Annotated in this window: 19 protein-coding genes and 1 riboswitch; of the genes, 13 read left to right on the top strand and 6 right to left on the bottom strand. The window is 70.8% G+C overall.

The features are described 5' to 3' along the window. The first annotated feature begins 160 nt into the window (after positions 1 to 160). A complete protein-coding gene (locus IO30_RS0136350) occupies positions 161 to 874 on the top strand; it encodes a flavodoxin family protein (protein ID WP_031150364.1) in 714 nt (237 codons plus the stop codon). Between the two features lie 70 nt (positions 875 to 944). Here the strand turns inward: IO30_RS0136350 and IO30_RS0136345 are convergent, their stop codons facing one another. Then, entirely contained in the window at positions 945 to 1,481 is a 537-nt protein-coding gene (locus IO30_RS0136345) for an AMIN-like domain-containing (lipo)protein (protein ID WP_031150363.1), read from the bottom strand. 223 nt (positions 1,482 to 1,704) lie between these two features. Here IO30_RS0136345 and IO30_RS0136340 point away from each other — a divergent pair, with 223 nt between their 5' ends. Then, the gene (locus tag IO30_RS0136340) at positions 1,705 to 2,325 is read left to right on the top strand and encodes a hypothetical protein (RefSeq protein ID WP_031150361.1); all 621 of its coding nucleotides are present in this window, start codon (positions 1,705 to 1,707) and stop codon (positions 2,323 to 2,325) included. Positions 2,326 to 2,430: 105 nt separating this feature from the next. Here the strand turns inward: IO30_RS0136340 and IO30_RS0136335 are convergent, their stop codons facing one another. The 5 genes from IO30_RS0136335 to gcvT form a co-directional block, all read right to left on the bottom strand. Then, entirely contained in the window at positions 2,431 to 3,813 is a 1,383-nt protein-coding gene (locus IO30_RS0136335; protein ID WP_031150359.1) for an L-serine ammonia-lyase, read from the bottom strand. 142 nt (positions 3,814 to 3,955) lie between these two features. Continuing rightward, entirely contained in the window at positions 3,956 to 5,623 is a 1,668-nt protein-coding gene (locus IO30_RS0136330; RefSeq protein ID WP_051902812.1) for an APC family permease, read from the bottom strand. Positions 5,624 to 5,794: 171 nt separating this feature from the next. Beyond that, positions 5,795 to 7,051: a serine hydroxymethyltransferase gene (gene glyA / locus IO30_RS0136325; protein WP_031150356.1), complete on the bottom strand. Its 1,257-nt coding sequence runs from the start codon at positions 7,049 to 7,051 to the stop codon at positions 5,795 to 5,797. A gap of 15 nt (positions 7,052 to 7,066) precedes the next feature. After that, positions 7,067 to 7,447: a glycine cleavage system protein GcvH gene (gcvH, locus tag IO30_RS0136320; RefSeq protein ID WP_031150354.1), complete on the bottom strand. Its 381-nt coding sequence runs from the start codon at positions 7,445 to 7,447 to the stop codon at positions 7,067 to 7,069. A 112-nt stretch (positions 7,448 to 7,559) separates the two neighbouring features. After that, positions 7,560 to 8,675, bottom strand: a complete 1,116-nt coding sequence (gene gcvT / locus IO30_RS0136315) for a glycine cleavage system aminomethyltransferase GcvT (RefSeq protein WP_031150352.1) — start codon at positions 8,673 to 8,675, stop codon at positions 7,560 to 7,562. A 162-nt stretch (positions 8,676 to 8,837) separates the two neighbouring features. Beyond that, positions 8,838 to 8,941: riboswitch (glycine riboswitch) on the bottom strand. Between the two features lie 187 nt (positions 8,942 to 9,128). Between gcvT and IO30_RS0136310 the strand changes: the two genes are divergently transcribed. The 11 genes from IO30_RS0136310 (at position 9,129) to IO30_RS0136260 (ending at position 21,049) form a co-directional block, all read left to right on the top strand. Next, on the top strand, positions 9,129 to 9,806 hold the full coding sequence (locus tag IO30_RS0136310; protein WP_037896203.1) for an AAA family ATPase: 678 nt from the start codon (positions 9,129 to 9,131) through the stop codon (positions 9,804 to 9,806). A 93-nt stretch (positions 9,807 to 9,899) separates the two neighbouring features. After that, entirely contained in the window at positions 9,900 to 10,634 is a 735-nt protein-coding gene (locus IO30_RS0136305; RefSeq protein ID WP_031150348.1) for an enhanced serine sensitivity protein SseB, read from the top strand. Positions 10,635 to 10,695: 61 nt separating this feature from the next. Next, a complete protein-coding gene (locus tag IO30_RS0136300) occupies positions 10,696 to 11,436 on the top strand; it encodes an enhanced serine sensitivity protein SseB C-terminal domain-containing protein (RefSeq protein WP_031150347.1) in 741 nt (246 codons plus the stop codon). A gap of 494 nt (positions 11,437 to 11,930) precedes the next feature. Further along, positions 11,931 to 12,923 carry an ABC transporter permease gene (locus tag IO30_RS0136295; RefSeq protein WP_031150345.1) on the top strand — a complete coding sequence of 331 codons (993 nt, stop codon included), beginning with the start codon at positions 11,931 to 11,933 and terminating at the stop codon, positions 12,921 to 12,923. A 41-nt stretch (positions 12,924 to 12,964) separates the two neighbouring features. Next, positions 12,965 to 14,728 carry an ABC transporter substrate-binding protein gene (locus IO30_RS0136290; RefSeq protein WP_031150343.1) on the top strand — a complete coding sequence of 588 codons (1,764 nt, stop codon included), beginning with the start codon at positions 12,965 to 12,967 and terminating at the stop codon, positions 14,726 to 14,728. 133 nt (positions 14,729 to 14,861) lie between these two features. After that, positions 14,862 to 15,863 carry an ABC transporter permease gene (locus IO30_RS0136285; protein ID WP_031150341.1) on the top strand — a complete coding sequence of 334 codons (1,002 nt, stop codon included), beginning with the start codon at positions 14,862 to 14,864 and terminating at the stop codon, positions 15,861 to 15,863. Between the two features lie 95 nt (positions 15,864 to 15,958). Further along, on the top strand, positions 15,959 to 16,975 hold the full coding sequence (locus tag IO30_RS0136280; protein WP_234321642.1) for an ABC transporter ATP-binding protein: 1,017 nt from the start codon (positions 15,959 to 15,961) through the stop codon (positions 16,973 to 16,975). 5 nt (positions 16,976 to 16,980) lie between these two features. Further along, a complete protein-coding gene (locus tag IO30_RS0136275) occupies positions 16,981 to 18,045 on the top strand; it encodes an ABC transporter ATP-binding protein (RefSeq protein WP_051859114.1) in 1,065 nt (354 codons plus the stop codon). Positions 18,046 to 18,234: 189 nt separating this feature from the next. Further along, a complete protein-coding gene (locus IO30_RS0136270) occupies positions 18,235 to 18,891 on the top strand; it encodes a trimeric intracellular cation channel family protein (RefSeq protein ID WP_031150335.1) in 657 nt (218 codons plus the stop codon). A gap of 47 nt (positions 18,892 to 18,938) precedes the next feature. Further along, positions 18,939 to 19,790, top strand: a complete 852-nt coding sequence (locus IO30_RS0136265; protein ID WP_031150333.1) for a thioesterase family protein — start codon at positions 18,939 to 18,941, stop codon at positions 19,788 to 19,790. 95 nt (positions 19,791 to 19,885) lie between these two features. Next, positions 19,886 to 21,049, top strand: coding sequence for a cysteine desulfurase family protein (locus IO30_RS0136260; RefSeq protein ID WP_031150331.1), 1,164 nt, complete (start codon positions 19,886 to 19,888; stop codon positions 21,047 to 21,049). Positions 21,050 to 21,074 lie beyond the last annotated feature (25 nt).

The raw sequence follows: 21,074 nt of genomic DNA, 5'->3' as shown, positions 1-21,074 counted from the left end.
CCACCCGCTGCACCAACCGCTCTGCCCGCAGCGGGAGTTCCCGGTGTTCCGAAGCCCGCGGAGGCCCGGCCGGGCCCGGGCCGGCAGGACCCGCCGCACGGACCACCCGGACGGGCGCGGCCGGCTGGCGGCCGCCCGCCGGGGTCCGCAGGCTGAGACGGTGGCTGCCGACTACGACTACTCCGACCTGACCGCCCTCTACGTGAACTGCACGCTCAAACGCTCGCCCGAGACCAGCAACACCGAGGGCCTGATCGACCGGAGCCGTACGGTCATGGAGGCCGCGGGTGCCCGGACCTCACTGATCCGCGCCGTCGACCACGACATCGCGACGGGCGTCTGGCCGGACATGACCGAGCACGGCTGGGAGAGCGACCAGTGGCCGGTGATCTACAGCCAGGTCATGGACGCCGACATCCTCGTCCTGTGCGGCCCCATCTGGCTCGGCGACAACAGCTCCGTGATGAAGCAGGTCATCGAGCGGCTCTACGCCTGCTCCTCGATCCTGAACGCGCACGGCCAGTACGCCTACTACGGCCGCGTCGGCGGGGCGCTGATCACCGGCAACGAGGACGGCGTCAAACACTGCGCCATGAACGTGCTCTACAGCCTCCAGCACCTGGGCTACGCGATCCCGCCGCAGGCCGACGCGGGCTGGATCGGCGAGGCCGGACCCGGCCCCTCCTACCTCGACCCGGGCTCGGGCGGCCCCGAGAACGACTTCACCAACCGGAACACGGCCTTCATGTCGTGGAACCTGATGCACCTGGCCGCGCTGCTCAAGCGCTCCGGCGGCATCCCGGCCCACGGCAACCAGCGCTCCCAGTGGGACGCGGGCTGCCGCTTCGACTTCCCCAACCCCGAACACCGTTAGGGCGTCCCCAGGCCCTGACCGCCCCTCCGCCGGCGGGTGCCCGGGGCGCAGAGGGCCCCGGGCAGCTGCGTCAGCAGGTGTTCGGGTGCGAGACGTCCAGCACGAGCCGCTCGGGCGAGTGCAGGACGGTGGTGCTGTAGTACGGCTTCGTGTCGAAGGCGGCGCCGAAGGTCACGTAACCCTCGTAGTCTCCGGTCAGGGCGATGCCCTTGAGCTTGCTCAGGTAGATCTTCTGAAGGCGCGGACCCTGGTAGACGTTCTGTCCCGCGTCGTCGTGTCCGGCGGCGGGGTTCAGGCGGACCTCCAGGAAGTACTTCCCGGCCAGCGGTACGGGCTTGCCGGACCCGTCGTAGAACAGCTGGGAGACGGGAGTGACGGTGACCCCGGGGACGTAGCCCTGGATGTCGATGACGATCCGGTCGAAGGTGCAGTGCCCGCCCCAGCGGGCATTGACGACGAGCGGGGTCTGGGTGCTCTTGGTGGCGGCGGCCGCGGAAGCCGTGGCCGCGGAAGCCGGTGCCGCGAGCGCGATCCCGGCGGTGAGCAGGGCGCCGGTGGCCAGGGCCACCAGCTGCCGACGGCGTAGACGAGAACGTAGGCGGTTCATGACGTCCCCCCGATTCTCCAGAGACGGGGACAATGCTGTCACTCCCTGAGACACCCGGCGGGCCCCTGTGGTTGCACCCGCGCGGGCAAAGGCTGCGGCGCACGTCCGCGGCGGACCGCCGAAGGTCCGGAAGAGGTGAATCCGGCGCCGCTCAACTCGCTTTGGTGAAAGGGTGGTTGCCTGACAGTGGCCTCGTGTGACTCGTGTGACTGGAGAGAACCGGATGCGATTACACCGTTTCCCCTGGCGTGCACTGGCCGCCGCGGCCCTCGTCCTGGCGGCCACCGCCTGCGCGGGCGGCGACGGCGGCGGCGAGGTCGCGCAGGAGGGCAAGGGGGGCTACCCCTGGAAGGCCACGGACGAGGTCTGCAACACGCTGCCGTACGGGGAGCTCGCCGACCCGCTGGGGGCCCGGGAGGAGGCCGCGGACCGGAACAAGAAGTCGGGCGGGGGAACACCGGGCGTCCAGTGCGTCCAGCCGCTCGTCTCCCCGGGCACGGCCGCGTACGGGAACGTCCAGGTGGAGCTGGACCTCGCCTACGCCGAGAACGTCGCCTTCGCCACGGAGGTCTTCGGCAAGGTGCGCGACGAACCGGCCCAGAAACGGCGCGAGGGGACCTTCGCCGAGGTCGAGGGCGTCGGCAAGGAGGCCTACCGGGTCCTGTACAACGAGCCGGCCGAGCTGCGCCAGGTGCGCACGCTGCACGTGCGGGACAGCAACCTGATGCTCGACGTGACCGTCACGGCCGAGGCCCGCACGACGCCCACCCCGGAGAGCCTGGAGGCCCTCGACGCCGCGGTGGAGGACTTCGCCCGGGGCGTCCTGAAGGCCCTGCGCCGGTAGGCCCGGCTGCCCGGCTGCCCGGCTGCCCGGCTGCCCGGCGGCCCCGGAAACGCAGCGGGGTCCCGGCGCGGGTGCGCCGGGACCCCGCGGGTCAGCCGTGCGGTATCAGCACTCGATGACGTTGACCGCGAGGCCGCCGCGGGCCGTCTCCTTGTACTTCACCTTCATGTCCGCGCCGGTCTCCTTCATGGTCTTGATGACCTTGTCGAGGGAGACCTTGTGGGAGCCGTCGCCGCGCATGGCCATCTTGGCCGCGGTGACCGCCTTGACCGCCGCCATGCCGTTGCGCTCGATGCACGGGATCTGGACCAGACCGCCGACGGGGTCGCAGGTCAGGCCGAGGTTGTGCTCCATGCCGATCTCGGCCGCGTTCTCGACCTGCTCGGGGGTGCCGCCGAGGACCTCGGCGAGGGCGCCGGCCGCCATCGAGCAGGCCGAGCCCACCTCGCCCTGGCAGCCGACCTCGGCACCGGAGATGGAGGCGTTCTCCTTGAACAGCATGCCGATCGCGCCCGCCGCGAGGAGGAAGCGGACCACGCCGTCCTCGTCCGCGCCCGGCACGAAGTTCATGTAGTAGTGCAGGACCGCCGGCAGGACGCCCGCCGCGCCGTTGGTCGGGGCGGTCACCACGCGCCCGCCCGCCGCGTTCTCCTCGTTGACCGCCATCGCGTAGATGGTCGCCCACTCGCTGCGGTGCATCATCGGGTCGCCCTCGGTGCGCAGCTGGCGCGCCGTGGACGCGGCCCGGCGCCGTACGCGCAGCCCGCCGGGGAGGATGCCCTCGCGGGACATGCCGCGCGACACGCAGGACTGCATGACGCGCCAGATCTCCAGGAGGCCCTCGCGGATCTCCTCCTCGGTGCGCCAGGCCTTCTCGTTCTCCAGCATCAGCGAGGAGATCGACAGGCCGGTCTCCTTCGCCAGGCGCAGCATCTCGTCACCGCTGCGGAAGGGGTACTTCAGCACCGTGTCGTCGAGCTTGATCCGGTCCTCGCCGACCGCGTCCTCGTCCACGACGAAGCCGCCGCCGACCGAGTAGTAGGTCTTCTCCAGCAGCGGGGCGCCGGCCTCGTCGTACGCGAAGAGCGTCATGCCGTTCGCGTGGTAGGGCAGCGAGCGGCGGCGGTGCAGGATCAGCTGGTTCGGCTCGTCGAAGGCGATCTCGTGGCCATCGCCTATTTCCGCGCCCAGCAGGCGCAGGCGGCCGCTCTTGCGGATGCGCTCGACCTCGTCGTCGGCGGTCTCCACGTTCACGGTGCGGGGGGAGTGCCCCTCCAGGCCGAGCAGCACCGCCTTGGGGGTGCCGTGGCCGTGGCCGGTCGCGCCCAGGGAGCCGTACAGCTCGGCGCGCACCGATGCGGTCTGGGCGAGGAGACCGTCCTTCTTCAGCCGGGTCACGAACATGCGGGCCGCACGCATCGGGCCGACCGTGTGGGAGGAAGAGGGACCGATGCCGATGGAGAAGAGATCGAAGACCGAGATGGCCACGGTGGCGGACTCCCTTGTCTGCTCGTGGGGTGGGAGGGGGCAGGAGCGGTGGTTTGTTCGGATTTTGTCCGACAGACGAGCTTAACGCGGTGAGGTGAACGGCTCGTCTGCCGGACGGGGTCAGGAGGGGGTACCGGTCGGGTCAGGCGGGTGTCAGCGCACGCTCCGGTACGCCGGCCCCCGCGGACGGCCCGGCCTCGGCGGCCGCCTCGGCGTCCAGGACCGGGTCGGGGCCGGGCAGGCCCGCGTGGTGGGCCCGTACGCCCGCCCGCACGGCCCAGAAGTAGGTGACCAGCGCCATGGCCGCCACCAGGGCGATGTCCACGCCGCCCGGGACGGTGCCCCGGCCGCCGAAGTCGGTGGAGCCCAGCCAGGAGAGCAGGGACAGGGCGCCGAGGAAGAAGACGATCCACCAGGCGGGGGCGAACTGCCGGGAGAGGTTCTTCTCACCCTTGCGGGAGAGCACCAGGGCGGCGACCGGGGCGGCCAGCAGCGTCAGCGCGGTGACGATGCCGGTGTTCGGCCACTTCGACCAGTACAGCGCGCAGGCGGCGAAGACGAAGGTCAGCGGACACAGGATCCTCGCCGCCGGGAGGCGGAAGGGGCGGGGCAGGTCCGGCTTGGTGCGGCGGAAGACACCCACCGCGACCGGGCCGATCAGGTAGGAGATGACCATGGCGGCCGAGATGATCGGGGCCAGGGTCTTCCAGCTGTGGCCGACGGTGACCAGCAGCAGGACCGAGAAGCCGAGGTTCAGCCACATGGCCGGGCGGGCGGTCCCGTAGACCGGGTGGGTCTGCGCCAGCTTCTTCGGGAAGAAGCCGGTCTCGGAGAGGTTCTGGACCATGTACGCGGCGGAGGCCACGTTGGCGATGTTGGAGCCGGCGGGGGAGATGAAGGCGCCGAACTGGAGCATCACCACCACCCAGTGGATCATCAGCAGCTTGGCGAGCTCGGCGAAGGGCGAGTTGAAGTTCACACCGGACCAGCCACCGGCCTGCGCCAGGTGCTCGGGCGGTACGGAGCCCAGGAAGGCGGCCTGCAGGGCGAGGTAGATCACCAGGCCCAGGGAGAGGGCGCCGACCAGGGCGATCGGGATGGCGCGCCCCGGGTTCCTGGCGGCGCCGCCGAGGTTCACCACGGCCTGGAAGCCGTTGAAGGCGAAGACCACGCCCGAGGTGGTGACGGCGGTCAGGACGGCCGTCCAGCCGTTCGGGGCGAAGCCGCCGTGCGCGGTGAAGTTCCCGGTGTGGAAGCCGGAGGCGATCAGGGCGACCACGGCGAGGACCGGGATCGCGAACTTGACCAGGGTCAGCGCCGCGTTGATCTTGGCGAGGAGCTGGACCGACCAGTAGCAGGACAGCCACAGCAGGACGGTGAGCAGCAGGGCCACGCCCATGCCGGAGCCGGTGAGCTGGTGGGAGCGCGCGTCCACCAGGCCCTGGGCCCAGCCGAAGCTCCAGGAGGACATGTACTGGGTCGCGGCGATGGACTCGATCGGGATCAGCGAGGCGACCGCGATCCACACCGCCCAGCCGGTGATGAAGCCGAGGACCGGGCCGTGCGAGATCGAGCCGTAGCGGGCCATCCCTCCGGGTATCGGGTACGCGGCGCCGACCTCGGCGTAGGACATGGCGATCATGCCGATGAACACCGCGCCGATGACCCAGGCGACGAGCGCCGCGGGACCGGCGACCTGGGCGGCCGTGCCGGCGCCGAAGAGCCATCCCGATCCGAAGATCGAGCCGATGCCGATCATGATCAGGGCGAAGAGACTGAGTCCCTTCCGGTTGGCCGCGCTCATGTCCATGGGTGGTGTCCGTCCTGCCAGGGGATGCCGTGTCGCGTGCTGCCTTTATTTCGAGCCTATTTGCCATTTTTTGGATGTTTCAGTGGCAATGGGCCGCATCCACCTGGGGCTTTGGTCATGAAAAGGGCCCGGCCTGTGCACAGAACAAGGCCGGGCCCCTCCCGGGCGCTGCTAGAGCGACGGGTACAGCGGGAACTTCGCGGCGAGCGCGGAGACGCGCGCCTTCAGGTCCTCGCTGTCGTAGGCGGGCTTCAGCGCGGCCGCGATGATCTCCGCGACCTCGGTGAAGTCCTCGGCGCCGAAGCCGCGGGTGGCGAGCGCCGGGGTGCCGATCCGCAGGCCCGAGGTGACCATCGGGGGCCGCGGGTCGTTCGGGATGGCGTTCCGGTTGACCGTGATGCCGATCTCGTGGAGCCGGTCCTCGGCCTGCTGGCCGTCGAGCTCGGAGTTGCGCAGGTCGACCAGGACCAGGTGCACGTCGGTGCCGCCCGACAGGACGGAGACGCCGACCTCGGTGACGTCCGGCTGCACCAGGCGCTCGGCGATGATCTTCGCGCCTTCCAGGGTGCGCACCTGGCGCTCCTTGAAGTCCTCCGAGGCCGCGATCTTGAAGGAGACGGCCTTGGCCGCGATCACGTGCTCCAGCGGGCCGCCCTGCTGACCCGGGAAGACCGCGGAGTTGATCTTCTTGGCCAGCTCCTGCGTCGACAGGATCACGCCACCGCGCGGACCGCCGAGGGTCTTGTGCGTGGTGGTGGTGACGACGTGGGCGTGCGGCACCGGGTTCGGGTGCAGGCCCGCGGCGACCAGACCGGCGAAGTGCGCCATGTCGACCATCAGGTACGCGCCGACCTCGTCCGCGATGCGGCGGAAGGCGGCGAAGTCCAGCTGGCGCGGGTAGGCGGACCAGCCCGCGACGATCAGCTGCGGCTTGGACTCCTTGGCGAGGCGCTCGACCTCGGCCATGTCCACCTGGCCGGACTCGTCGACGTGGTACGGGACCACGTTGTAGAGCTTGCCGGAGAAGTTGATCTTCATGCCGTGGGTCAGGTGACCGCCGTGGGCCAGGTTCAGACCCATGATCGTGTCGCCCGGCTTGAGCAGCGCGAACATCGCGGCGGCGTTCGCCTGCGCACCCGAGTGCGGCTGCACGTTCGCGGCCTCGGCGCCGAACAGCGCCTTGATGCGGTCGATCGCGATCTGCTCGACCACGTCGACGTGCTCACAGCCGCCGTAGTAGCGGCGGCCGGGGTAGCCCTCGGCGTACTTGTTGGTCAGGACCGAGCCCTGGGCCTCCATGACGGCGACCGGAGCGAAGTTCTCCGACGCGATCATTTCCAGGGTGGACTGCTGGCGCACGAGTTCGGCGTCGACGGCGGCGGCGACGTCCGGGTCGAGCTCGTGGAGAGGGGTGTTCAGTACAGACATCAGGGTCCCCTGGGGTCAGTTACCGGCGGTGAGTGCGGCGTACTCCTCGGCGGAGAGCGCGTCCTTCGGCTCCTCCGAGAGGCGCACCTTGAAGAGCCAGCCACCCTCGAAGGGAGCGGAGTTCACCAGCGAGGGGTCCTCCACGACGTCCTGGTTGGACTCGACGATCTCGCCGGAGACGGGGGAGTACAGGTCGCTGACCGACTTGGTCGACTCCAGCTCGCCGCAGGTCTCGCCCTCGGTCACGGTGTCGCCGACCTCGGGGAGCTGGGCGTAGACGACGTCACCGAGCGCGTTGGCCGCGAACTCCGTGATGCCGACCGTCGCGACGCCGTCCACGGCGTCCGACAGCCACTCGTGCTCCTTGGTGTAACGCAGCTTCTCGGGGTTGCTCATGACCTGATTCTCCTGGATGCGGGGGAGTGGATACCAACGGTGGTCTTGGGTACTGAGACGGAGCCCCACGGCACGCCCGAGGGGCGACCCGTACGGCTGAGAGCGTCGATGATTACTTCTGCCGCTTGTAGAACGGCAGGGCCACGACCTCGTACGCCTCATGCGTACCGCGAATGTCGACGCCGACGCCGGAGGTGCCGGGCGCGGCGTGGGCCGCGTCGACGTACGCCATCGCGATCGGCTTGCCCAGCGTCGGGGACGGGGCGCCCGAGGTGACCTCGCCGATGACCTCTCCGCCGGACACGACCGGGAATCCGGCGCGCGGGACGCGGCGGCCCTCGGCGATCAGGCCGACGAGCTTGCGGGGCTCCTTGGAGGCGGCGCGCTCGGCGGCGGCCTCCAGGGCGGCGCGGCCCACGAAGTCGCCCTCCTTCTCGAACTTCACGACCCGGCCCAGCCCCGCGTCGAACGGGGTGAGGGAGGTGGTCAGCTCGTGCCCGTACAGCGGCATGCCCGCCTCCAGGCGCAGGGTGTCGCGGCAGGACAGGCCGGCCGGGACCAGGCCGACGCCCTCGCCCGCCTTGGTCAGCGCCTGCCACAGCTCCACGGCGTGCTCGGGGGCGACGAACAGCTCGAAGCCGTCCTCGCCGGTGTAGCCCGTACGCGCGATCAGCGCGGGCACCCCGGCGACCGTGCCCGGCAGGCCGGCGTAGTACTTCAGGCCGTCCAGGTCGGCGTCGGTGAGCGAGGCGAGGATGCCGGGGGACTCCGGGCCCTGCACCGCGAGCAGCGCGTACGCGTCGCGGTCGTCACGGACCACGGTGTCGAAGCCGGCGGCACGCTCGGTCAGGGCGTCCAGGACGACCTGGGCGTTGGAGGCGTTGGCGACGACCATGTACTCGGTCTCGCCGAGGCGGTAGACGATCAGGTCGTCGACGATCCCGCCGTCCTCCTGACAGATGTGCGTGTAGCGGGCGCGGCCGACGCCGACGGTGGAGATGTTGCCGACCAGCGCGTAGTCCAGGGCCTTGACGGCCTCCGGGCCGGTCAGCGTGATCTCGCCCATGTGGGAGAGGTCGAAGAGACCGGCCTTGGTGCGTACGGCGTTGTGCTCGTCGCGCTCGCTGGCGTACCGCAGCGGCATGTCCCAGCCCGCGAAGTCGGTCATGGTCGCACCGAGGGAACGGTGCAGCGCATCGAGGGCGGTCAGACGGGGGGCAGTGCTCATGGGTGTGGCTCCCGGGTCCCAGGGCATCGACATGACATGACGAGGACGTTCCTCCCCATCTGTCATCGGAACCTGAGAGGTTCGCCGAGAGTTCCCCCTATCAAGGGGACCTCGACTTGCACCTTGGGTGGAGCTGCACAGCAGCTCGCTTTTCAGATCTGCCTCATCCACGCGGTACGGGGCCTGAGAGATTCAAGGGAGGTTCTTGCTCCTTCGGCGCCCGCGCACGGCCTTGCGGCGTGCCGGGACTCTCCCGCGCGGATTCAAGCGGCCGGTATGCAGTTGGTCCAGATGGCGCACATCATTGCACGCCATGGTCGTGATCGGGCGTGCGGGCCCGGAAGTCTGTCCGCGCTTCGGGCAGCCCGACCGGAACCGCGACTGTCGGATTACCGTCTCTTTACACTCAGTGGGCATGGGTCCAGGCGACCCGAATCGGGGGAGGCGAGCACGGTGCGGAGATTCGGACTGCTGGCGACGACCGGGACCGTGGACGGGGTCCCGGCGCAGCGCCGCGTGCGACCGGCCCCGCCGGAAGCCGGGCTCGGCCGGGTACGCGACCTGCGCTGGCCCGGGAACGGCCCGCCGAGGCCGGGGTTCCCGCTCGGCTTCGCCGAGGGCGACATCGTCGTGGTCTCCGGCCTGCCGGGCGGCGGCAAGAGCACCCTGATCAAGCGCGCCGCCGCCGACGGCGGCTCCATCGACTCCCAGGACACCCGCGAGCGCTGGGAGCGTCTGATGCCGGGCGCCCTCCCCTACGCCGTGTACCGCCCGCTGGTCCGGGCCGCGCACTACTGGGGGCTCTGGCGGACCCTGCGCTCCGGAGCCTCGGTCGTCGTCCACGACTGCGGCACCCAGACCTGGGTACGGGGCCTGCTCGCGGCCGCCGCGCGCCGCCGGGGCCGGGCGCTGCACCTGCTGCTGCTGGACAGCAGCGCCGAGGAGGCCCTGGCCGGGCAGGCCGCCCGGGGCCGGCGCGTGTCCGCGTACGCCTTCGCCCGCCACCGCGGGGCGGTGGCCCGGCTGCTGCGCGACGCCGAGTCGGGCCGGCCGCCGGCCGGCTGCGCCTCGGTGACCCTGCTGGACCGCCGCTCCGCGGCGGCCGTGACGCGGATCTCCTTCCACGGCTGAGCCCCGGCTCGGGCGCCCGGCGGCGCAGCGATAACCTCTGGACCACACCACACACCACACACCGCGAACCGGAACCGACGGAGGCAACGGCACATGCAGGGCAGCGGCTGGCCGGGGAATGAGCTGGAGCAGGTGCTCGGGGCGGCACTGGGGCAGCCGGACGCCGGGGGGCGGATCCTGGAGGTGCTCGGGCGCAGCCAGGTGTGGGTGCCGCTGCCCGGCGGTGGCGGCCCCGATTCGGCCGGCCTCAGCCTGCCCACGATGGAGATCGGCGGGGCGGCGTACGTCCCCGTCTACAGCTCCGAGGCCCAGTTCCTCGCCTGCGTCGGTCCCGGTACGGACTTCGCCGTGGCCCCCGCCGTCGAATTCGCCCGCGGGCTGCCCCCGCAGCTCGGCATCGCCGTGAACCCCGAGGGCGCGGTCGGCGTCCCGCTGCCCCCGCCCGCCGTCGCCGAGCTGTGCCGGGCCGGGCGGACCCCGCTCGACGGGCCGGCCACCGGCGGCCGGGTCCGGCTCTACGAGCCCGACTGGCAGGAGGACCCGGTGGACTTCCTGGCGGCCGCCGCCGAGGAGTTCCGGGCCTGCGGGGCGGTCGCGGCCGCCCACCGCTGCCTCGCCAGCGTCGAGGGCGGGGACCCGCAGCTGTTCGTCGGTGTCCGGCTGGTGGGATGGGATCCCGAGGCGCAGAACGCCCCGATGGAGGCGCTCGGGCGGGCCCTGGCGCGCGTCCCGGCGCCCTGGCCCGTGCAGTTGATCCTCCTGGACGCCGTGCAGGACCCGGTGACGGACTGGATTCGTGAGCGCGTACGCCCCTTCTACGTCCCGTAGGGCCGCTTAAGCTGTTCACGCGTTGACGACGGGCGGAAGAAGAGACGAAGAGGGGTACCGGGTGAGTGCGTCAGGCACGGCCGCGGCCGGGCAGGTCGAGCACATGCTGCGCCAGGTGACTCCCGGGCGCTACGAGAGCTACGAGTCGCTCCTGCACGCCCTCGCCGAGGGCCGGCTGTGGATGCTGCTCTGGCAGGGGCGGCCGGGTTCGCCGGACGCCCAGTACGGCGGCATGGAGGTCGAGAGCCTCGGTTACGCGCCCTGCGTGACCTCGCCGCAGGAACTGGCCGCCAGCGGCTGGAACCGGGGCTACGAGGTGGTCACCGGGCGGGACATCGCGCGCGCCCTGTATCCGGACCGCTGGGGGCTGTGGCTCAACCCGCACGCCCAGGGCGGCGGCCTCGGCGTCCCCTGGGCCGACCTGCGCCGGATCGCGACCGGCCTGGACCGGATGCCGGCCGGACCGCTGCGGCTGTCCGAGCCCGCCATCGAGCTGCCGCAGTTCTACGGGCTGCTGACCCAGCACGCGCACCGCACCCCGGCCGTCCGGTCGCTGCGCCGGGCCTGGGTGCAGCCCGCGCTCGGCTCGCCGTACCTCGCGGTCGGGCTGGACCTGTACGACGCCTCCGCGCCCGCGCTGGAGTCCGTACGCGAGATGATGCGCCAGTCGGTCGGGGTGGTCCCCGAGGGCGTCCCGGTGTGCACGGTCGCCCTGGCCGACGAGCACGACCCGGTGGCGATGTGGCTGCGGGCGCAGACCCGACCCTTCTACGACCGCGAGGGCCAGGCGCCGTCGTACTGAACCGGGGCCGTCGCCCTGCCGCTGTATCCGCATATTGAGACATCCGTCTCGAAGGCCGCATCGATCCCATCGGTGCGGCCTTCGGCGTATCCGGAGGTCCGCCCAAGAAGCATGCCTGTTATGGCAGTTGGGAAGGATGTCCGTTCCGGGCCGAACGGGCAGTGTTTCACCGCTCAACAGAGACGGCGGTTCGGATAACGGAAGGTGTAGATGCAGATCACGGTTGCGCATCACATCCCCGGGAGGTCTGGCGGGCGCTTGAGCGCCCGATGAAGACTCCCCACCCAAGAGCCGGTCAGTCCTTCACGACCCGGCTCGGCACGTGCACTTCGCTTGTTGTCCCACACAGCACCGCCGGTAGTTCCTGCACGCAATTCCTGCATGTCACACGCGTCCTGTGTATCCCACGCACTCCGAGCGCCACTCCGCACCAACGCCGCCACAGCGGCGGGCATGGGCCGGCCACCCGTCGGCCGAGAGGGGTCCCCACCACGATGACGGCACCACTGCATGACACGAGCGCGGAAACCCCCGCACCCGTGTCCGTAGCCGACGTCCCTGCCAAGGCCATCGAAGGCCGCTCGCCCGGCCGCATCGCCTGGATGCGGCTCAAGCGCGACAAGGTCGCGCTGACCGGCGGCGTGGTCGTGATCCTCCTGATCCTGGTGGCGGTCTTCGCCCCGCAGATCGTGAGCCTGCTGGGCCACCCGCCCAACGAGTTCCACGAGGACCTGATCGACCCGGACCTGGGCACGCCGATCGGTTCCTTCGGCGGCATGAGCTCCGACTTCCTGCTGGGCGTCGAACCCACCAACGGGCGCGACGTGTTCAGCCGCATCGTCTACGGTGCCCGGATCTCGCTGGTCGTCGCCTTCCTGGCGGCCTTCGTGTCGGTCATCATCGGCAGCCTGCTCGGCGCGCTCGCCGGGTTCCTCGGCGGCTGGGTCGACGGGGTCATCAGCCGCGTGATGGACCTGCTGCTGGCCTTCCCGCAGCTGCTGTTCACCATCGCCCTGGTCTCCGTCGTCCCCAACTCCCTCTGGGGGTTCTCGGGTTCGGGCGTCCGGATGGGCGTACTGATCGTCGTCATCGGCTTCTTCGGATGGCCGTACATCGGCCGCATCGTCCGAGGCCAGACGATCTCCCTGCGGGAGCGCGAGTACGTCGAGGCCGCACGCAGCCTGGGAGCAGGCCGCGGCTACATCCTGATCAAGGAGCTGCTGCCCAACCTGGTCGCCCCGATCCTCGTCTACGCGACGCTGATCATCCCGACCAACATCCTGACGGAGGCGGCCCTCAGCTTCCTCGGCGCCGGCGTCAAGCCGCCGACGGCCTCCTGGGGAAAGATGCTGTCCGACGCCGTCCCCATCTACCAGGACGACCCCATGTACATGGTGGTCCCCGGTATCACGATCTTCATCACCGTCCTGGCGTTCAACCTCTTCGGGGACGGGCTGCGTGACGCACTCGACCCCAAGGGCAGCTGAACCGCTTCAACGCTTCACCCACCTATGGAGGTTGGACAAACGTGATCCGCAGAAAGCAGGCACTCGCGATCACCGCCGTGATCGCCGCCCTGTCCCTGACCGCCGCGTGCGGTGGCAAGGACGGCGAGAAGAAGGAAGAGGGCAAGGGGGGCGGCGCCGCCGCCTTCAACGCCGCGACCACCGGCGTGGTGAACCCGTCCACCGCGAAGGGCGGAGAGCTCAAGCTCTGGTCCCCGCAGGACGTCGACTACCTCGACCCGGCGCGTGCCTACTACGGCTTCGTGTGGAACATGCAGCGCCTGTACGTGCGCCAGCTGCTCGCGTACGACAGCAAGCCGGGCGAGGCGGGCACCAAGCTGGTCCCGGACCTCGCCGAGGCCCTGCCGGTGCTGAGCAACGACGGCAAGACCTACACGCTCAAGATCAAGGACGGCGTCAAGTTCGAGGACGGCTCGCCGATCACCTCGAAGGACATCAAGTACGGCATCGAGCGCGTCTTCGCGCAGGACGTGCTGTCCGGCGGTCCCACGTACCTGATCGACATGCTCGACCAGGGCCAGAAGTACCCCGGCCCGTACAAGGACACCGACCCGAACAAGATGGGTCTGAAGTCCGTCGAGACGCCGGACGACAAGACCATCGTCTTCAACCTGGCGAGCGCCAACTCCGACTTCAGCTACCTGCTGGCCATGCCGTCCTCCTCGCCGGTCCCGGCGGGCAAGGACCAGGGCGCCACCTACACCAACAAGCCGATCGCCACCGGCCCGTACAAGGTGGAGAGCTTCACCGCCGGCAAGGGCGCCACCTTCGTCCGCAACGACCAGTGGGACCCGAAGACGGACACGATCCGCACGGGCCTGCCGGACAAGGTCTCCTTCACGGTGACCACCAACCCGGACGACATGGACCAGCGCCTGCTGTCCGGTGACATCGACCTCGCGGTCGACGGCACGGGCATGCAGCAGGCCGGCAAGAACAAGGTCCTCAAGGACGAGAACCTCAAGAAGAACGCGGACAACCCCTTCACGGGCTACATCCGCTACTTCGCCTTCCCGCAGACGGTCGCGCCGTTCGACAACATCGAGTGCCGCAAGGCCGTCATCTACGCGGCCGACCCGAAGTCGCTCCAGACCGCCCGCGGCGGCCCGACCAGCGGTGACCTCGGCGCCAACATGCTGCCGCCCGGCATCCCCGGCTCGGACAAGTCCTACGACCCCTTCGGTCTGACGAAGGGCGAGCCGCAGGAGGCCAAGGCCAAGGAGGCCCTCAAGGCCTGCGGCAAGCCGGACGGCTTCGAGACCACCATCGCCGTGCGCAACAACCGCGCCCCCGAGGTGAAGTCCGCGGAGTCCCTCCAGGCGGCGCTCGCGAAGGTCGGCATCAAGGCGACCATCGACCAGTACGACGGCAAGCTCTCCTCCTCCACGATCGGTTCGCCCGAGAACGTGAAGAAGAAGAACTACGGCATCATCGTCATGGGCTGGGGCGCCGACTACAACTCCGGCGCCGGCTTCCTGCAGCCGCTGGTGGACGGCTCGTTCATCCTGCCGAACGGCAACAACAACTACACCGAGCTGAACGACCCCGAGATCAACGGGCTCTTCGACAAGGCCGCCGCAGCCGCCACGCCCGAGGCCGCGGCCCCGTTCTACACGGACATCAACAAGAAGATCATGGAGAAGGCCCTCTACCTCCCGATCAACTTCGACAAGGCCTTCGTCTACCACAACCCGCGCCTGACCAACGTCTACTTCAACGACTCGTTGGGCAAGATCGACCTCGCCACGCTCGGCGTCGTCAAGTAACCGCAGGCCAGCACGTACGTAAGTAAGTGCCTTCACCGCACATGCGCTAGTCCGAAGGGCAGGTGAAGGCCGCAGGCGGTGGCCGCCGTCCCCACGAGGGACGGCGGCCACCCGCCCCGGGCGGCCGACTGCAGTGCTCGTCTACCTCATACGGCGTCTGTTCAATGTCGCCGCCACGCTGCTGGTGGTCTCCGTGGTCACCTTCGGCATCTTCTTCGCGGTCCCGAAGCTGACCGGCAGCGACCCCGCGCTCATGTACGCCGGACGCGAGACCAACGAGACCGCCCTGGCGGGCATCCGGGTGAAGATGGGCTTCGACAAGCCCATCTCCGAGCAGTACCTGATGTTCCTCAAGGGCATCTTCGCCGGCCGCGACTACGACGGCGGCACGGACGTCACGCACTGCGCGGCGCCCTGCTTCGGCTACTCCTTCAAGACCGAGGCGCCCGTCTGGGAGACGATGCTCGACCGCATGCCGGTCACCCTCTCGCTCGCCCTCGGCGCAGCCGTGATCTGGGTGATCGCAGGTGTGGCCACCGGTGTGGTCTCGGCGCTCAAGCGCCGCACCGCCATCGACCGCACCGTCATGGTCGGCGCGCTCGCCGGCGTCTCCCTGCCGATCTTCTTCACCGGCATGGTGGCTCCCGCGATCTTCGTCTACAGCCTCGGCTGGCTGGACGTCTCCAACTACCAGCCCCTGACCGAGGATCCAGGAGCCTGGCTCAACAGCCTGATCCTGCCCTGGGTCACCCTGGCCTTCCTCTTCGCCGCCACCTACGCCCGCATCACCCGCGCCACGATGCTGGAGGTCCTCGGCGAGGACTACATCCGTACCGCCCGCGCCAAGGGCCTCAAGGAGGGCGTGGTCATCCGCAAGCACGCCCTGCGCTCCACCCTCACCCCGATCGTCACCATGTTCGGCCTCGACCTCGGCGGACTCCTCGGCGGTGCGGTGCTCACCGAGACGACCTTCAACTTCCAGGGCCTGGGAACGGCGGCCGTGGCGGCGATCGGCGCCGGCGACCTCCCCGTGATCATGGGAGTGACCCTGCTCGCCGCGCTCTTCGTGGTGATGGCCAACCTGATCGTGGACCTGCTGTACGCCGTCATCGACCCGCGCGTGAGGCTGACGTGACCGAGACCCCCGCCTCTTCTTCCGGCACCGGCACCTCCGGTGGGCCCGCCTTCGTCCCCGAACAGGCCGGGCCGCCGGACGGCGCCTACCTCTCGGTGCGCGACCTCAAGGTGCACTTCCCCACGGACGACGGACTGGTCAAGTCCGTCGACGGGCTCTCCTTCGACCTGGAGCGCGGCAAGACGCTCGGGATCGTCGGCGAGTCCGGCTCCGGGAAGTCGGTGACCTCGCTGGCCATCATGGGCCTGCACCGCACCGGCAACGCCCGCAGCCGCCCGCACATCTCGGGCGAGGTCCGGCTCGACGGCGAGGACCTCGTCAGCGCCGACGCCGACCACGTGCGCAAGCTCCGCGGCCGCAAGATGGCCATGGTCTTCCAGGACCCGCTCTCCGCGATGCACCCGTACTACTCGGTCGGCGCGCAGATCGTCGAGGCCTACCGGACCCACCAGGACGTCGACAAGAAGACGGCCCGCAAGCGGGCCGTCGAGATGCTCGACCGGGTCGGCATCCCCGAGCCCCACCGGCGCGTGGACGCGTACCCCCACGAGTTCTCCGGCGGCATGCGCCAGCGCGCGATGATCGCCATGGCCCTGGTCAACAACCCCGAGCTGCTCATCGCGGACGAGCCGACCACCGCCCTGGACGTCACCGTCCAGGCGCAGATCCTGGACCTGATCCGGGACCTGCAGAAGGAGTTCGGCTCCGCGGTCATCATGATCACGCACGACCTGGGCGTGGTCGCGGAGATGGCCGACGAGATCCTCGTGATGTACGGCGGCCGGTGCGTCGAGCGGGGCACCGCCGAGAAGGTGTTCTACGAGCCCCGCCACCCCTACACCTGGGGCCTGCTGGGCTCGATGCCCCGCATCGACCGCGACCAGACCGAGCGCCTCATCCCGGTCAAGGGCTCGCCGCCCAGCCTCATCAACATCCCCAGCGGCTGTGCCTTCAACCCGCGCTGCCCGTACGCCGACGTCCCCAAGGGCGGCATCACCCGCACCCAGCGGCCCGAGCTGATCCAGGACGACAGCCGGCACTGGTCCGCCTGCCACATGTCGCAGGAGGAGCGGACCCGGATCTGGACCGAAGAGATTGCGCCGAAGCTGTGAGCGACATGAAGAAGGACTCCGAGGCGGAGCCGCTGCTGAAGGTGACCGGCCTGGTCAAGCACTTCCCCATCAACAAGGGGCTGCTGCGCCGGCAGGCGGGGGCCGTCAAGGCCGTGGACGGGATCGACTTCGACGTCCGGCGCGGTGAGACCCTGGGCGTGGTCGGCGAGTCCGGCTGCGGCAAGTCCACCATGGGCCGGCTGATCACGCGGCTGCTCGAACCGACCGGCGGAAAGGTCGAGTTCGAGGGCAGGGACATCACGCACCTCGGGGTGGCGGGCATGCGTCCGCTGCGCCGCGACGTGCAGATGATCTTCCAGGACCCGTACGGTTCCCTGAACCCGCGGCACACGGTCGGCGCCATCGTCTCGGCCCCCTTCAAGCTCCAGGGCGTCACCCCCGAGGGCGGGGTCAAGGCGGAGGTGCAGCGGCTGCTGTCCCTGGTCGGCCTGAACCCCGAGCACTACAACCGCTACCCGCACGAGTTCTCGGGCGGCCAGCGCCAGCGCATCGGCATCGCCCGGGCCCTGGCCCTGAAGCCGAAGCTGGTCGTGGCCGACGAGCCGGTGTCCGCGCTGGACGTGTCGATCCAGGCCCAGGTGGTCAACCTGCTGGACGACCTCCAGGAGGAGCTCGGCCTCACCTACGTGATCATCGCGCACGACCTGTCGGTCATCCGGCACGTCTCCGACCGCATCGCGGTGATGTACCTCGGCAAGATCGTGGAGCTGACCGACCGCAAGTCGCTCTACGAGAGCCCGATGCACCCCTACACCACGGCCCTGCTGTCGGCCGTGCCGGTGCCCGACCCGAGGCGGCGGGGCGCCAAGAGCGGCCGCATCCTGCTCAAGGGCGACGTGCCGTCGCCGATCTCGCCGCCGAGCGGCTGCCGCTTCCACACGCGGTGCTGGAAGGCGACGCAGGTCTGCACCACCCAGGAGCCGCCGATGCTGGCGCTGAAGACGGGCCACCAGGTCGCCTGTCACCACCCGGAGAACGCTCCCGACCAGGCCCCGGGCGATCCGGCCCTGCCGGGCGCCGCGGAGGCCGTGGCGCTGGTCACGGACTGATCCGCCCGACTGATCGGCCCGACGGGGCCGGAGCGCGCCTCGCGACGCGCTCCGGCCCCGTCGGCGTGCCCGCGTCGGCGTGCCCGCGTCGGCGTGCCCCCGCCGGCGGGGCCGTGGCGGGCCGGGCCCCGCCGCGGGCCCGGCGCCCGCCGGGCACGGCCGGGGCCCGCCGCAGGTGACAATGGCCGGGTGCTCCACGATCTCTTCCCGCCCGGGATCCAGCATGCCCTGGACCTCGCCGGCATCTTCGTCTTCGCCACCGCGGGCGCCCTGCTCGCCGTCCGCAAGAACTTCGACGTCTTCGGCATCGCCGTCCTCGCCCTGGTCACCGCCCTCGGCGGCGGGCTCTTCCGCGACCTGGTCATCGGCGCCGCCCCGCCGGCCGCCTTCGGGGAGCTCAGCTTCTTCGTCACGCCGCTGGTCGCCGCGGCCCTCGTCTTCTTCCTGCACCCCGAGGTCCAGCGGATCAACCGCGCCATCAACGTCTTCGACGCGGCCGGTCTCGCCCTGTTCTGCGTGACGGGCACGACCAAGGCCTACGAGTTCGGCCTCGGCCTCACCGCGTCCGCCGCGCTGGGCGTGGCCACGGCCGTCGGCGGCGGCGTCCTGCGCGACGTGCTGGTCAACGAGGTGCCCTCGCTGCTGCGCGACCGCGAGATGTACGCCGTACCCGCCGTGGTCGGCGCCTCGACGGTCGCGGTGTCCATCGCCCTGGACGCGCTGAACGCCTTCACCACCGCCCTGGCGATCGTCACCACCTTCGTCCTGCGGATCCTCGCGATGCACTACCACTGGCGGGCGCCGCTGGCCTGGAACCGCCGTTCCGCGGTGGCCGAAGAGCCGTAACAAAAGAAAGCTACCGCTTAGTAGCCTCCCGGTGTACCGTCGGTTTCATGGCATACGCAGCAGCCCAGGCCTCCATAGGCGACAGCGAGTTCGACCGCGACACCACCATCGTCCCGCGCGCGGACGAGCCCGGGGTGTACGACGCGGAACTCTCCGCGGGGTGGACGATCATCACCGCCGTCAACGGCGGATACCTGCTGGCCCTGGTCGGCCGGGCGCTGTCGGCGGCCCTGCCGCACCCGGACCCCTTCACCGTCTCCGCCCACTACCTGACCTCCTCCGTGCCCGGCCCCGCGGTCATCCGCACGCAGGTCGTCCGTACCGGCCGCACCCTTTCCACCGGCCAGGCCTCCCTCTTCCAGTTCGACGAGAGCGGCGCCGAGATCGAGCGGATCCGCGTCCTCGCCTCCTACGGCGACCTCTCGGCCCTGTCCGACGACGTCCGCACGGTCGCCACGGCGCCCGTCATGCCGGCCTACGAGGACTGCCTCGGCGCCGAAGCGGGCCCGGCGCCCATCCCCGGCAGCTCCGCCATCGTGGACCGGCTCCGGCTGCGGCTGGACCCGGCGACGGCGGGCTGGGCGGTCGGCGCACCCTCCGGCAAGGGGGAGATGCGTGCCTGGTTCGAGCTGGCCGACGGCCGTGACGCCGACCCGCTGTCCATGCTCCTCGCGGTGGACGCGCTGCCGCCCACCGCCTTCGACCTGGGCCTGATCGGCTGGGCCCCGACCGTGGAACTCACCACACACGTACGTCCGGCCCCGGGCCCGCTGCGCGTCTCCATCACCACCCGCAATCTCGCGGGCGGCTTCCTCGAGGAGGACGCCGAGGTCTGGGACTCGGCGGACCGCCTGGTGGCCCAGTCCCGGCAGCTGGCTCGCGCGCCGCGCCAGGGCTGAACGGCTCCGCCGGGCGGCGCGGGCCCCGCGGCTCCGGAGGAATCCGGACCACCGCGGGTATCCGCCGCCCGGCGGACTCGTAGAATCGGGGGATCATGGCCTACCTCGACCACGCCGCCACGACGCCGATGCTGCCGGAGGCCGCTGCGGCGATGACCGCGCAGTTCGCCGCCACGGGAAACGCGTCCTCCCTGCACGCTGCCGGCCGCCGCGCCCGCCGTACCGTCGAGGAGGCCCGCGAGGCCTTCGCCGAGGCGATCGGTGCCCGCCCGAGCGAGGTGGTCTTCACCGCCGGCGGCACGGAGGCCGACAACCTCGCCGTCAAGGGCCTCTACTGGGCCCGCCGGGACGCCGATCCCGCCCGGACCCGGGTCCTCGCCGGTCCCGTGGAACACCACGCCGTCCTCGACGCCGTCCACTGGCTGGCCGAGCACGAGGGCGCGCAGGTCGAGTACCTGCCCGTGGACCGCTACGGACGCGTGCACCCCGAGGCGTTCCGGGAAGCGGTCGAACGCGACCCCGCGAACGTGGCCCTGGCCACCGTCATGTGGGCCAACAACGAGATCGGCACCGTCATGCCGGTCCGCGAACTGGCCGCCGTCGCCCGCGAGTACGGCATCCCGCTGCACTCCGACGCCGTCCAGGCCTTCGGCCAGCTCGACGTGCACTTCGGTGACAGCGGCCTCGCCGCCATGACCGTCAGCAGCCACAAGATCGGCGGCCCCTACGGCATCGGCGCCCTGCTCCTGGGCCGCGACCAGACCCCCGTACCCGTCCTGCACGGCGGCGGCCAGGAGCGGCACGTCCGCTCCGGGACCCTCGACGTGCCGGCCATCGCCGCCTTCGCGGTGGCCGCCGTCCTCGCCGCCGAGCGGCGGGAGCGGTTCGCCGCGGAGATCGGGGGCCTGCGGGACGAGCTGATCGCCGCCGTCCGCGCGGCCGTGCCCGACGCCGTCCTCGGCGGCGACCCGGACGACCGGCTCCCCGCCAACGCCCACTTCAGCTTCCCCGGCTGCGAGGGCGACTCCCTGCTGCTCCTGCTCGACGCCCAGGGCATCGAGTGCTCCACCGGATCGGCCTGCACCGCGGGCGTCGCCCAGCCCAGCCACGTCCTGCTCGCCACCGGCACCGACCCGCAGCTGGCCCGCGGCACCCTGCGCTTCTCCCTCGGCCACACCTCCACCAAGGAGGACGTGGCGGCGCTCGCCGCAGCCATCGGCCCGGCCGTGGAACGCGCCCGCACGGCCGGACTCAGCTAGGCCGCAGCCGACACAGGACGGGACG

Source organism: Streptomyces xanthophaeus (assembly GCF_000725805.1).
In the GTDB taxonomy this organism is placed as follows: domain Bacteria; phylum Actinomycetota; class Actinomycetes; order Streptomycetales; family Streptomycetaceae; genus Streptomyces; species Streptomyces xanthophaeus.
This window is presented reverse-complemented; position numbering and strand designations above follow the sequence as displayed.